Origin of the sequence: uncultured Thomasclavelia sp. (assembly GCF_944324745.1) — a bacterium.
Lineage (GTDB): Bacteria > Bacillota_I > Bacilli_A > Erysipelotrichales > Coprobacillaceae > Thomasclavelia.
In genome coordinates, this window is sequence record NZ_CALUXO010000044.1 from 33,167 (window position 1) to 46,065 (window position 12,899).

Annotated in this window: 12 protein-coding genes and 11 tRNA genes; 2 read left to right on the forward strand and 21 right to left on the reverse strand. The window is 32.4% G+C overall.

The features are described 5' to 3' along the window. Window position 1: 1 nt before the first annotated feature. The 4 genes from hisB to Q0K54_RS04930 are packed head-to-tail and all read right to left on the reverse strand — an operon-like array spanning window position 2 to window position 3,488. On the reverse strand, window positions 2-589 hold the full coding sequence (hisB, locus tag Q0K54_RS04915) for an imidazoleglycerol-phosphate dehydratase HisB (RefSeq protein WP_294578743.1): 588 nt from the start codon (window positions 587-589) through the stop codon (window positions 2-4). Further along, complete coding sequence (hisD, locus tag Q0K54_RS04920; RefSeq protein WP_294578744.1) at window positions 579-1,889, reverse strand: histidinol dehydrogenase; 1,311 nt, start codon at window positions 1,887-1,889, stop codon at window positions 579-581. Before hisD ends, hisB begins: the two co-directional genes overlap by 11 nt. Further along, window positions 1,883-2,518, reverse strand: coding sequence for an ATP phosphoribosyltransferase (gene hisG / locus Q0K54_RS04925; RefSeq protein ID WP_294578745.1), 636 nt, complete (start codon window positions 2,516-2,518; stop codon window positions 1,883-1,885). The genes hisD and hisG overlap by 7 nt, the downstream gene beginning before the upstream one ends. After that, window positions 2,511-3,488 (reverse strand): ATP phosphoribosyltransferase regulatory subunit, encoded by a 978-nt coding sequence (locus tag Q0K54_RS04930; protein WP_294578746.1) that lies wholly within the window; start codon window positions 3,486-3,488, stop codon window positions 2,511-2,513. The genes hisG and Q0K54_RS04930 overlap by 8 nt, the downstream gene beginning before the upstream one ends. A gap of 436 nt (window positions 3,489-3,924) precedes the next feature. Between Q0K54_RS04930 and gdhA the strand changes: the two genes are divergently transcribed. Continuing rightward, entirely contained in the window at window positions 3,925-5,292 is a 1,368-nt protein-coding gene (gene gdhA / locus Q0K54_RS04935) for an NADP-specific glutamate dehydrogenase (RefSeq protein WP_294578747.1), read from the forward strand. 22 nt (window positions 5,293-5,314) lie between these two features. On the opposite strand, the gene Q0K54_RS04940 is transcribed toward gdhA, so the two are convergent. The 17 genes from Q0K54_RS04940 to Q0K54_RS05020 form a co-directional block, all read right to left on the reverse strand. Then, entirely contained in the window at window positions 5,315-5,704 is a 390-nt protein-coding gene (locus Q0K54_RS04940; protein ID WP_294578748.1) for a hypothetical protein, read from the reverse strand. 215 nt (window positions 5,705-5,919) lie between these two features. After that, window positions 5,920-6,519: a helix-turn-helix transcriptional regulator gene (locus Q0K54_RS04945; RefSeq protein WP_294578749.1), complete on the reverse strand. Its 600-nt coding sequence runs from the start codon at window positions 6,517-6,519 to the stop codon at window positions 5,920-5,922. A 141-nt stretch (window positions 6,520-6,660) separates the two neighbouring features. Beyond that, window positions 6,661-6,736, reverse strand: a tRNA-Phe gene (locus Q0K54_RS04950). Between the two features lie 3 nt (window positions 6,737-6,739). Next, a tRNA-Asp gene (locus tag Q0K54_RS04955) sits at window positions 6,740-6,816 on the reverse strand. Window positions 6,817-6,820: 4 nt separating this feature from the next. Next, window positions 6,821-6,897: transfer RNA gene (locus Q0K54_RS04960), tRNA-Met, on the reverse strand. 18 nt (window positions 6,898-6,915) lie between these two features. Further along, window positions 6,916-7,008, reverse strand: a tRNA-Ser gene (locus tag Q0K54_RS04965). Window positions 7,009-7,018: 10 nt separating this feature from the next. Continuing rightward, window positions 7,019-7,095 (reverse strand) — tRNA-Ile (locus Q0K54_RS04970). 34 nt (window positions 7,096-7,129) lie between these two features. After that, window positions 7,130-7,206, reverse strand: a tRNA-Met gene (locus Q0K54_RS04975). 39 nt (window positions 7,207-7,245) lie between these two features. Next, window positions 7,246-7,321, reverse strand: a tRNA-Ala gene (locus Q0K54_RS04980). An 8-nt stretch (window positions 7,322-7,329) separates the two neighbouring features. Continuing rightward, window positions 7,330-7,406, reverse strand: a tRNA-Pro gene (locus Q0K54_RS04985). Window positions 7,407-7,410: 4 nt separating this feature from the next. Beyond that, window positions 7,411-7,487 (reverse strand) — tRNA-Arg (locus tag Q0K54_RS04990). A 15-nt stretch (window positions 7,488-7,502) separates the two neighbouring features. Next, window positions 7,503-7,592 (reverse strand) — tRNA-Leu (locus Q0K54_RS04995). A 9-nt stretch (window positions 7,593-7,601) separates the two neighbouring features. Then, window positions 7,602-7,676, reverse strand: a tRNA-Cys gene (locus Q0K54_RS05000). 216 nt (window positions 7,677-7,892) lie between these two features. Then, window positions 7,893-9,731, reverse strand: coding sequence for an extracellular solute-binding protein (locus Q0K54_RS05005; protein WP_294578750.1), 1,839 nt, complete (start codon window positions 9,729-9,731; stop codon window positions 7,893-7,895). Beyond that, the gene (locus Q0K54_RS05010) at window positions 9,709-10,566 is read right to left on the reverse strand and encodes an ABC transporter permease (protein WP_294578751.1); all 858 of its coding nucleotides are present in this window, start codon (window positions 10,564-10,566) and stop codon (window positions 9,709-9,711) included. Before Q0K54_RS05010 ends, Q0K54_RS05005 begins: the two co-directional genes overlap by 23 nt. Then, on the reverse strand, window positions 10,566-11,609 hold the full coding sequence (gene potA / locus Q0K54_RS05015; protein ID WP_294578752.1) for a spermidine/putrescine ABC transporter ATP-binding protein: 1,044 nt from the start codon (window positions 11,607-11,609) through the stop codon (window positions 10,566-10,568). The genes Q0K54_RS05010 and potA overlap by 1 nt, the downstream gene beginning before the upstream one ends. Window positions 11,610-11,620: 11 nt before the next feature. Then, window positions 11,621-12,154, reverse strand: coding sequence for a helix-turn-helix domain-containing protein (locus tag Q0K54_RS05020; protein ID WP_294578753.1), 534 nt, complete (start codon window positions 12,152-12,154; stop codon window positions 11,621-11,623). A gap of 196 nt (window positions 12,155-12,350) precedes the next feature. On the opposite strand from Q0K54_RS05020, the gene Q0K54_RS05025 reads away from it, so the two are divergent. Continuing rightward, the gene (locus Q0K54_RS05025; protein ID WP_294578754.1) at window positions 12,351-12,872 is read left to right on the forward strand and encodes a putative immunity protein; all 522 of its coding nucleotides are present in this window, start codon (window positions 12,351-12,353) and stop codon (window positions 12,870-12,872) included. Window positions 12,873-12,899: the final 27 nt, after the last annotated feature.

The following is a 12,899-nucleotide window of genomic DNA, read 5'->3' on the forward strand; positions in this document are numbered from 1 at the left end:
CTTATAATACTCCTTTTGAAGAAACAATTTTATCAGGATTAGTTTCATCAATACTTACGGCCTCTTTTAAAGCTCGTCCTAGACTTTTAAAAATGGCCTCAACAATATGATGATTATTTAAACCATAATGTTGATTTATATGTAATGTCATCATGGAATTAAAAGCAAAAGCTCTAAAAAATTCAACTGCCATTTCAGTTTCAAACGTCCCGATTCGTTCGCAGGTTAAATTAACATTAAAAACTAGATAAGGACGATTAGACAAGTCTAAATTTGTAGAAACTAAAGTTTCATCCATCGGAATAGTAAAAGCCCCGTAACGTTTTATTCCTTTTTTATCACCTAAAGCTTCTTTTAAACAAGTACCTAAAACGATTCCTAAATCTTCAATTGTATGATGAGTATCAACATTTAAATCACCTTGACATTTTACTACTAAATCAAAATTACTATGAAAAGCTAATAGCGTTAACATGTGATCTAAAAAACCAATCCCAGTATCAATTTCACTTTGACCATTTCCATCAAGATTTAGATCCACTAAAATCTTAGTTTCTAAAGTAGATCGTTCAATATGACTAGTTCTCATCTCCATCCTCCTCAAAGCGCACAGCAATCGAATTGGCATGTCCATCTAATCCTTCACTTTTAGCAAAAGTCATGACATCATCCTTAAATTCAGCCAAAATATTTTTAGGATAATAACTATAAGATGAGTACTTAACAAAATCATAAACTCCTAAAGATGAATAAAACTTCGCCGTTCCTCCAGTTGGTAAAACATGGTTAGTTCCACTCATATAATCACCTAATGGTTCTGGTGAATATTCACCTAAAAAGATTGATCCGGCATTTTTGATTTTTGGAAGATAATTAATTGGATTATCAACTAATACTTCTAAATGCTCAGGTGCCAAGTAGTTAGAAACTTCAAAAGCCTGATCTAGATTATCAACAATAATCGCCCCACCATAATTAGTTAAAGAACTTTCAATAATTTCTTTTCGAGATAAATATCCCATTTGTCTAACTAATTCTTTATTAACTTCTTCAACTAATTCTTGGCTGGTAGTTACCAACATCGCACTAGCTAATTTATCATGTTCAGCCTGAGAAATTAAATCAGCTGCAATATATTTACTGTTAGCTTTTTTATCTGCAATAATTAAAACTTCACTTGGTCCCGCTACCATATCAATATCCACTAAACCATAACTAAACTTTTTAGCTGTGGCTACATAAATATTACCTGGTCCAACAATTTTATCTGCTTTTTTTATTGTTTTAGTACCATGGGCCATCACTGCTACCCCTTGAGCTCCACCAAACTTATAGATGGTATCAACACCGCTAATTTTAGCCGCAGCTATAATAACCGGATTAACTTTTCCATCGGCTTTTACTGGTGTAATAATTACTAAATCTTTAACACCAGCTAATTTTGCAGGAACGGCATTCATTAATACCGTTGAAGGATAGCTGGCAGTCCCACCAGGAACATAAAGAGCAACTCTTTCAATTGGACGAACCATCTGCCCCATAATAACCCCATTATCTTTAAATAACGACCATGATTTATCAATTTGATTTTTATGAAACTCGATGATTTGGTCTTTAGTTCGCTGTAAGATCCGTAAATAATCAGCATCTACTTCTTGTAAAGCTGCTTCTTTTTCAGCTTCACTAACGATTAAGTCACTTTCATCATTTATTTGATAACCATCAAATTTTAAACAATATTCAAATAAAGCTTCATTACCGCGACTATTAATATCCTCAATGATTTTTAATACTGCTTCATTAACTTCTTTACTGACACTTTCCTTACGGTTATCTAATTTAGCGGCAACATTTTCTAAATTACCCTTATAATCAATTATTTTTAACATTCTTTCTCCTCCGTAACTGCTTCTAATTTATTAATCAAATCAATTATTTCATCTTTTTTAAACTTAAAGCTTACTTTATTAGCAATTAATCTAGTTGAAACATCACTAACTTTTTCAATTACTTCCAGACCATTAGCCCTTAAAGTTGATCCCGTTTCTACAATATCAACAATAGCATCACTAATTCCAACGATCGGACCTAATTCAACTGATCCCTCTAACTTAATAATTTCAACATCTTCTTGTTTACTTTCAAAATAACTTTTAGCAACCTTTGGATACTTGCTGGCAATTCTTTTACGACGAACAAACTTTTTATTTCGATATTCAGGATATGCGGCAACCGCAAAATAACACTTACCTATATTTAAATCTAATAATTCATAATAATCCTCAAAATCACTATCATCTAATGTATCTTTACCCACAAAACCAATATCAACGATTCCATGTTCCAAAAACGTAACTACATCATTAGCTTTTCCGAAAATCATCTGAATCCCATCTTTAGTAGTAATCAATAATTCCCGGTCTTTATTAAAAATTGGTTCCATGTCAAATCCAGCCTGATGGAGTAATTTACATACTTGTTTTTCTATTCGACCTTTAGTAATGGCAATTTTAATCATTATTCTCGTCCTCCTTATCTAATGCTTTTAAAATATGATTCATGTGATAACAAAAACCAATAGCACTGACATTTTTATTAAAACGAGGTAATAAATCATCATAGCGTCCTCCAGAAATAATTGGCTGCGCGCTAGTATCACAATAACCTTTGATCATTAATCCCGTATAATATTTCATACTTGGCACCATGCCTAAATCAAAAATAATTTTATCTTTACTATCTAGGGTGTTATAGACTTCTTTTAAATTTTGCATTGCTTCAATTAAAATTGGATCACTGATATTTTCAATAGCCTCATTTAATAACCTTATATCACCAAAAGCAACTGGAAGTTTTAATAATAGACTATTTAAACTATCACTAAAATTATTTTGAGCAACAAATCTTTTCATACCACTAATATTACGATATTTTAATATTTCCGTTAATTCTTCAGCTTTATCCTTTACCAGATAACAAATTCGGTTAAAAAACTGAGCTGAACCTATTTCAATTAAAATATTTTTTAATCCTAAATGTGGTAATGACTCTTGAATCATCATTAAACATTCCTGATCACCAGCTAAACCTGGTTTGTTGATCAATTCGACCCCACCTTGGAAAAACTCGCTGGAACGACCTTTATGCATGATTTCCTTACGATAGACTTTACCAAAATAACAATAACGAGCTTCTTCATTATCGAAATTATTCGTCGAATAAAATCGCGCTAATGGAATCGTAAAATCGCATCGCATAGCAACATTTTTTCCTTCATGATTAATGTATTGAAACATTTTTTCTTGATCAAAGCCACAATCAAGCTGCGTATATAAATCTACGTATTCAAACGATGGCATCAACACTTCCTGATAATTATTTTTTGAAAAAATGGTTCTCAAACTATTTTCAATTTCTCTTAACTTGGCGACATTTGTAATAATCGCATCGATACTTTCTTCAGGTATCAGATACTTAAATTTCTCCATTTTAGTTCCCCCTTTAGTTATAAAAAAACGAGTCATTTACTAATGACTCGTCTTACTTCAAATTGTCATTAGATACACCCAATTAATATAAATACTAACACAAAATGGGTTGTATCATTTGATGATAAAACCCTAGGCTATCCAATGATGGTGATGTAATTGTTTCATATTTAAACTTGTCATAACTATCACCTCTTAATGTATACAATATATCATAGATAAGTTAAAATTAAAAGAAAAAATGATAATATTTTCTTATTTAATTTTATTATCTAGTTATCTGTAACATGGGTTATTGCAATAATAATCGATAAATACGGTGGTTTTTAATTTATGTTAATAATTTTTTATATTTATAATATGTTTTTCTTAAAAGATTTATTTATTATCAAATTAAGAGTATTATATTGAATATAAATAAAGGAGGACAATTTAAATGACTAAACCTGCTGAAGTTAAAACAGATTATATTACTAGAGTATTAAATCAGGTTAAAGAAAAAAATGCTGATCAACCAGAATTCATTCAAGCGGTTGAAGAAGTATTAGAAAGTTTAAGACCAGTAATTGAAGCTCATCCAGAGTATGAAAAACAAGCTATCTTAGAAAGATTAGTTGAACCAGAAAGAACTATTATGTTTAAAGTACCATGGATGGATGATAACGGTCAAGTTCACGTTAATCGTGGATACCGTGTTCAATTCTCAAGTGCTATTGGACCTTACAAAGGTGGTTTAAGATTACATCCAAGTGTTAACTTAGGAATTATAAAATTCTTAGGATTTGAACAAATCTTCAAAAACTCATTAACAACTTTACCAATCGGTGGTGGTAAAGGTGGTTCTGACTTTGATCCACAAGGTAAATCAGATAACGAAATCATGCGTTTCTGTCAAAGCTTTATGACTGAATTATATCGTCATATCGGACCAGATGTTGACGTACCTGCTGGAGATATCGGAACTGGTGCTCGTGAAATCGGATATATGTACGGTCAATATCGTCGAATTCGTGGGGCTTTTGAAAATGGTGTCTTAACTGGTAAACCATTACCATATGGTGGAAGTTTGATTAGACCTGAAGCTACTGGATTTGGTGCTTGCTACTACGGAAACGAAGTATTAAAACACTTCAATGACACTTATGAAGGAAAAACTATTGCATGTTCTGGATACGGAAACGTTGCTTGGGGTGTATGTATCAAAGCCCGTGACTTAGGAGCTAAAGTTGTTTCTATTTCTGGACGTGATGGATATGTATATGATCCTGAAGGAATCACTACTGATGAAAAAATTGATTTCTTATTAAAAATCCGTGAATCTAATGATGTTAAATTAAAAGATTATGCTGAAAAATTCGGATGTGAATTCCATCCAGGTGAAAAACCTTGGGGATTAAAAGTAGATATGGCTTTCCCATGTGCTACTCAAAACGAAATCGGATTAGAAGAAGCAAAACAATTAATCGCTAATGGTGTTAAGTACATTATTGAAGGTGCTAATATGCCAACTACTCCAGAAGCTATGGAATATTTCATCAACAACGGTGGTACTTTAGGTCCTGCAAAAGCTGCTAACGCTGGTGGGGTAGCCGTTTCTGCCTTAGAAATGTCTCAAAACTCTATGCGTTATAGCTGGACTGCTGAAGAAGTTGATGCTAAATTAAAAGAAATCATGAAAAACATCCATGATAATTCAAAAGCTGCAGCTGAAAAATACGGTTTAGGATATGATTTAGTTAAAGGTGCTAATATCGCTGGATTTGAAAAAGTTGTTGCAGCAATGATTTCTCAAGGAATTTATTAATCATTATCAAAAAAGCGTTATTCTATTTAAGAACAACGCTTTTTTTATACTCTTCAATTGCCTGATTTAACTCTTGATAAAAAGAATTGGCATCTTTTAAATATAGCATCGATTTATTTTTATGTTGTAACTTAAGCCGATGCTTACTAACTAATTCAATTTCTTTAATATCTTTAAAATCAACAATAGCTGGTAAAATTCCAATTCCTTTAAATTCATAAACCAAAACAAAGTCTTTATCAATTTTCATATTATAACGAGCTGATAAAATTATTATGATCGTTAATGATAAAATCACGCCAATAATTACTTTTGTCATATTGTTGTTCATTGCAAAATAAAGGCAAGCAATGACGATTGCAATGAAAAAAACAATAGTAAAGATAAACATTCTATACTCTTTATATTTCATCATATCACCCCTTAAACACAAGAAACAGTATAACATAATCAATCAAAAAAACAAAGCAAACAACCAAATATAAATATCATTAATATATGCATTAATTAGGCTTTATAACGCCTATACGATTAATAATTTAAATTTAGTATAAAATATTCTATTTTCAGTTATTGGCCCTATAAACGTTTTTTACGCCCAATGCAAACAGCTAATAAAGTATTTAGTTATCTTCTTATTTTTTTAAGACACTTATACATCTGTTCATTAGATGATTTATCTTTTTTCAAAATATTTTTTAACTTATCAATTGTTTTCTCCCGTATACCTTTTTCCTCTTTTTGATATTTTTCTAAGGAAATATGACTGTTCTTTTCTAAATCATCTAAAATTAAAACAATTTCATCATCCGTCAACACAAGTTCATCATCTTCTTGCAATTCATTCATCTTCTCAGTGAAATTGCTATTTTCAGACTCTTGAATTTTTCGATCAATAACTTTATCAATATAATCATTAAGATCATTTTTAAAATTTTCTAATGATTGTATTGTATTAAGATCACCATTATCAATCGCTAAAGTTTCTGTGAAATAGCTTTCTTCTTTTTTAGATTTAAATTTAAGATATAAATCATAATCCAAACAATCAAGTAATTTTTTTATGTCATCATTATTAATATTTTTCTTTAAATTAAGTAAATTATATAAATTTTGTCTAGTCATGTTTAGTCTTTTAGCCAAATCATTCATACTGTAGTCACTTTTTTTAATTAACATTCTTAAATTTTCTTGAATATCTTGATTATTATTATATTTAAATTCCATTTTGATGCCTCCATGTAAATTATTTTCTTTACATAAAGTATATCATTTTAATATACACATGTAAAGAATTTAATTTACAAAAAACATATAAAAAAAGACATCTATCAAACGATAGATGTCATGAATTTATGTTTAGTTTCATGGTGGTTCCGGCCGGAATCGAACCAGCGACACGAGGATTTTCAGTCCTCTGCTCTACCGACTGAGCTACGGAACCATATGGCGGTCTGGACGGGACTCGAACCCGCGACCTCCGCCGTGACAGGGCGGCATTCTAACCAACTGAACTACCAGACCTTTTTGGTTGCGGGAGAAGGATTTGAACCTACGACCTTCGGGTTATGAGCCCGACGAGCTACCAGACTGCTCCATCCCGCGATATTCTTTTTTAATAAATGGCGAGGGATGAGGGATTCGAACCCCCGCGGGACGTTAATCCCCTGTCGGTTTTCAAGACCGATCCCTTCAGCCGGACTTGGGTAATCCCTCGCATTATTTTTGGTGGACCCTGTTGGACTCGAACCAACGACCGATCGGTTATGAGCCGATAGCTCTAACCAGCTGAGCTAAGGGTCCTTGTTCTTTCTTTATTAGGGTTCCTCTATTTAATTGGTAGCGGGGAAGGGATTCGAACCCCCGACCCACCGGGTATGAACCGATTGCTCTAGCCAACTGAGCTACCCCGCCGTAATCAACTACAGCAACGCTATAATTATTTCTTTTTATTGGTGGAGCCTAGCGGGATCGAACCGCTGACCCCCTGCGTGCAAAGCAGGTGCTCTCCCAGCTGAGCTAAGGCCCCTTTTTAAATGGTCGGGAAGACAGGATTTGAACCTGCGACCCCCTGGTCCCAAACCAGGTGCACTACCAAGCTGTGCTACTTCCCGAAAATGGCGCGCTAGGCAGGAATCGAACCCACAACCTCTTGATCCGTAGTCAAGCACTCTATCCAGTTGAGCTACTAGCGCAATTTAATTTTTAAATGGTGCCCAGGGCCGGAATCGAACCGGCACGGATTTTAAAGGTCCGCAGGATTTTAAGTCCTGTGCGTCTACCAGTTTCGCCACCTGGGCAACATTCCTTGGAGGTTCCAACCGGACTCGAACCGATGATAACAGAGTTGCAGTCTGTTGCCTTACCAACTTGGCCATGGAACCGAATTTTTTATTTCTTTTTGTTTTTTTTGTTTTTGCTTCCTCGTCGGACTGCTTTTTTATTATATGTTATCCTTGCGAAAATTGCAAGCCTTTTTTACAAAAAAATTATTATCTTTTTATTGAAAATTAACAAAATTGCAATTTTTCCTTATTATTACTACATTTTTTTAATTATAAAAAATTAAAAAAAGTTTGAGTTTTTATCCTCAAACTTAATTATTTAGCCTTAACTTTAGTCCATCTTGAATTATACATCTCTTTTACCGCATTATCTTGATAAGAAAAAATCTCATCATTAGTATCAGTTCTAATAGCATACGCACTAATTCCGGCAAAATCTTCTTGTCTAGCTTTATCAGCTGCATTGACATTAGCCGTTAGATACCCAACCTCAACAGTATTACGATAAGATATTTCATCTGATATCATAAAATTAATAAATTGATTAGCTAATTCTACTTGCGTACAGTATTTAGAGATGACAAAACCATCAAACCAGACATTAGTTCCTTCATCAGGCATATAGAAAGCCATATTTTCATTTTCCAGCATTACTGAGGCCGCGTCACCTGAATACATGATTGCCATTGCTTTGACCCCACTGATCATCGTATCGATCATTTCATCACCAACATAGACAGGATCCATTTCATTTCTTTGATCGATCAGCCATTGATATGCTTCATCAATCTCTTTTTCATCAGTACTATTCATTGAATAGCCTAAAGCCTTCAAAGCCACCATAAAACTATCACGCTCTGAATCATACATATATAATTGACCTTTATATTTAGTATTGCGTAAAATATCCCATCCCTGCTGTAAATCGGCTTCATCGATAACTGTCTTATCATATAAGATACCTACATTACCACAAAAATATGGAACCCAATAATCATTATTAGGGTCAAATGATTGTCCTAAAATTCCTTGATTAATATTATCCATATTAGTAATAATATCTTTATCAATCTTTTGTAACTGATCTTCACGAATCAAACGTTCAATCATATATTCTGATGGAACCATAATATCATAGGAATTTCCGCTCATATATTTTGTATACATAATTTCATTTGAATCGAAAGTTTCATAGACAATTCGACAATCATATTCTTCTTCAAATTCATCTAAAACCGTTTTATCAATATACTCACCCCAATTATAAACTTTTAGGGTTCTTTTAGTATTTCCTGCTGAAATTGACCAGCCAACTGCAAAAATTAGACAGCAAGCCACGATTACCTTAACAGCTTTACTGCGAGTGATCTTCTTAGTAAAATTTGGAAATATTTTAGGAATTACAGTTCCAACCACCACAAACATCAAAACAAAAACTAAAATAATCGTTGCCAGTGCATAAATACTTGGATTAGTTCGTTTTGACATGTTGTAAATTACAATTGAAATATTTTCAATTCCATTTCCACTGACAAAATATGAAATAATAAAGTCATCAAATGACATGGTAAAAGCTAACAGTGCTCCAGAGATTATTCCAGGTTTAATTTGCGGTAATATTACTTTCATTAAAGCTTGAAAAGGAGTAGCTCCTAAATCCATAGCTGCATCAGCTAAATTAACATCCAGCTGGCGTACTTTAGGTAAAACGTTAGTAATAACAAACGGTGCACAAAATGCTATATGTGCTAATAACAACGTTAAATAACCTTTTTCAATTTTAATAAATGAAAATAATAACATTAATGAAATTCCCGTAACAATATCCGGATTCATAATTGGTAAATTATTAATCTGTAAAATCAGTTTTCTTAAAAATGGACGTGAATTAGAAATACCAATTGCTGTAATAGTTCCCAAAATCGTCGAAATCACTGTTGATAAAACAGCAATACTAACTGAAATAATAATCGCATCGATCATTTGCTGATTATTGATCAATTCAACATACCATCTAATCGAAAAACCGCTCCAGCTAGATAATGACTTAGAATCATTAAACGAAAAGATAGCCATTATTACTAATGGTAAATATAAAAATGCTAACGTTAAGCCGATACCAAGCGATCCTTTAATCCTTTTTAGTCTTTTCACGTTTAGTTTCCTCCTGATATCCAGCATATTTTTCAAAACGATTGATTAATCCCATCGAAACAATAACTAAAACAGCTAAAATCAAAGACACAGCACTACCAAAATGCCAATCACCAACATTTATAAATTGTTGTTCAATAAAATTACCGATCAATGAATACTGACCACCACCTAATAATTTAGGAATAACAAATGATGAAATTGATGGTAAAAAGACCATCGTAATTCCCGTTAAGACACCACCTAAAGATAGACGGAAAGTAATTTTCCAAAAGGTAGTTACCGGATTAGCTCCCAAATCATTACTGGCTTCGATTAACGATTTATCCATTTTAGTTAATGATGTATGGATTGGTAAAATCATAAATGGTAGAAAATCATACACCATTCCTAATACAACTGCAAAATCAGTATATAACAAACTAACTTCACCAAAACCAAATAACTGTACAAAATTACTAATAACTCCTTTACTGCTTAATATGTTTATCCAGGCATATGTACGCATCAACATATTGATCCAGGTCGGAAAAGTTATTAACAAAATTAAAATTGTCTGGGTCTTTTCACGACACTTAGAAATTGCATAAGCCACTGGATAACCAATCAATAAACATAAAACTGTAGTTATCAGTCCTAAAATAAATGATTTAATTAATACTGAAATAAAAATTGGATCGAAAAATTTAATAAAATTATCCAAAGTAAATTTAAAAGTAACAATATTATTACCTTTAGCCATAAAAGCGTAGATCATAATTAAAAACATTGGTACAACTGTTAAAACAAACAGCCAAAAACAATATGGACCAACTAATTTACGAAAATGTTTCATTAATAAGTACCCATTTTTTCCATGACATGAATATCTTCAGGCCAGAAATCTAAATTAACTTCTTTTCCCACTTCAGATAAATCGGTTGTATGTACCATATAATTACGATCTTTTGTTTCTACAATTATTTCATAATGTACCCCTTTGAAGACAATTGACCTAACAATTCCAGCTATTTTACCTTTCCCTACTTCAACGATATCTAAATCTTCAGGACGTAAAACAATATCAACATCTTGTCCTTCATCAAATCCTTTATCAACACATTCAAACTCTTGATTATCAAATGAAACTAAATAATCTTTGACAAAAGTCCCCTCAATAATATTCGAATCACCAATAAATTGCGCAACAAACCGGTTTTCAGGTTCATTATAAATATCAATTGGAGTCCCTATCTGTTGAATCTGTCCCTCATTCATAACGACGATCGTATCTGACATTGTCAATGCTTCTTCTTGATCATGAGTAACATAAACAAAGGTAATTCCTACTTCTTGTTGAATATTTTTAAGTTCAATCTGCATGGCTTTTCGAAGCTTTAAATCCAACGCTCCTAATGGCTCATCTAAAAGTAAAACCTTAGGTTCATTAACAAGAGCTCGTGCAATAGCAACCCGTTGTTGTTGACCACCTGACAACTGATTAATATTACGAGTCCCAAAGCCTTCAAGCCCTACCAGCTTTAGCATTCTTTCTACTTTATGTTTAATCGTATCTTTATCCATTTTTTTGATTTTTAAACCAAAAGCAATATTATCAAAAACATTCATATGTGGAAATAATGCATATTTTTGAAATACTGTATTTAATTCTCGTTTATAAGGTGGTAAAGTGCTGATATCTTGTCCATCAAATAAAACACGACCACCGTTAGCCTCTTCGAAACCACCCATAATTCGCAAAGTTGTTGTTTTACCACAACCACTAGGACCTAACAAAGTTACAAATTCTTTCTCATTGATGTCTAAGTGAATTCCCTTTAACACCACTTGACCATTATACTCTTTTGTCAAGTTATCTAACTCAATTAACTTTCCCATATTCTCTCCTTTTAAAATAATGGTGGTGTTGTTACCCAAATAACTTTAGCTTTTGCTTCACCAGGATTAACTAAATAATGAGCTACTTGCCCTCTTAAATAAAAAGTTTCTCCCTTTTTTATTGCAAATTCTTTTTCACCACATACTAATTTAATTCTTCCTTGTACTACAAAACCAAATTCTTCACCCTCATGAGGATCAATCGTCATCGAGTGTCCCCCTTTTTCAAGTTCAATTAAGATTGGTTCCATCTCATTCTTTTGAGCATTAGGAATAATATAGCTGATCTTATATTCATCTTGAATATTTTCAAAAAAATCGTTCTTTTTAAAAACAATTTGTTCTTCTTCTTTCTCACTGAAAAACTCTTGGAGATTAGTTCCTAATGCTTCTAAAATATCTTCTAATGTTGCAACCGAAGGTGATGTCAAATCACGTTCTAGCTGTGACAAAAAACCTTTTGTCAGCTCACTGCGATTTGCCAGATCTTCTAATGTCAATCCATTAGCCTGCCTTAATCTTTTTACTTTACTGCCAATATCCATAAAACACCTCCATTAGATTTCATACCTACCCTATTATAATGAATATTGTCAATAATTCAACAATATTTAACAATTTGTTTAATATATCATACAAAAACTTGTTTATAATACTAAATTAATTATTTAATATTATTATCACAAAACATATACAAAATACCTCATAGTCATTATAATAAAAGAAAAAAGGAGTGGAACAATGGCTAAAATAAAAAAGACTCTTGGTGATATCAATAGTCCTCAATGTCAAAAACTGATGCATTTGATTGAAAGTCAAAATCAAATAACGCTGGCAAATTGGGCAATTGATTATGCTACTAATAATTACCTGCCAATTTATCAAAAATCTTATAACGAAGCTATAATGAATCAATGTTTAATCTGTAAAAAGGCTATTAATGATAAAAATCAGCTAAAGCCAGCCAAAGAAGCCATTAAACAAATTAGAAACCTGGCTAAAGAATTTACCAGTCAACCAGAAATCGAAGCATCAATTAAAGCTATAGCTACTGCTTGTGCTACTATTGTAACCCCAAGCAATGCTTTAGGATTTTTATTTTATGGAAACGCCGCTTTGGCCTACGATACTTTAGGATTAAAAGCTACTGATGAAGAATATGCCATTTTTAGTCAACAACAGCTGCAAAAAGCTTTAGATTTATTAAAAAAGATTGCAATTCAAAACGAAAAGAATCCAGTAAAAATAAAATGGAACTGTTAAAAAAAGCACCAGCTCTTTGCTGGTGCA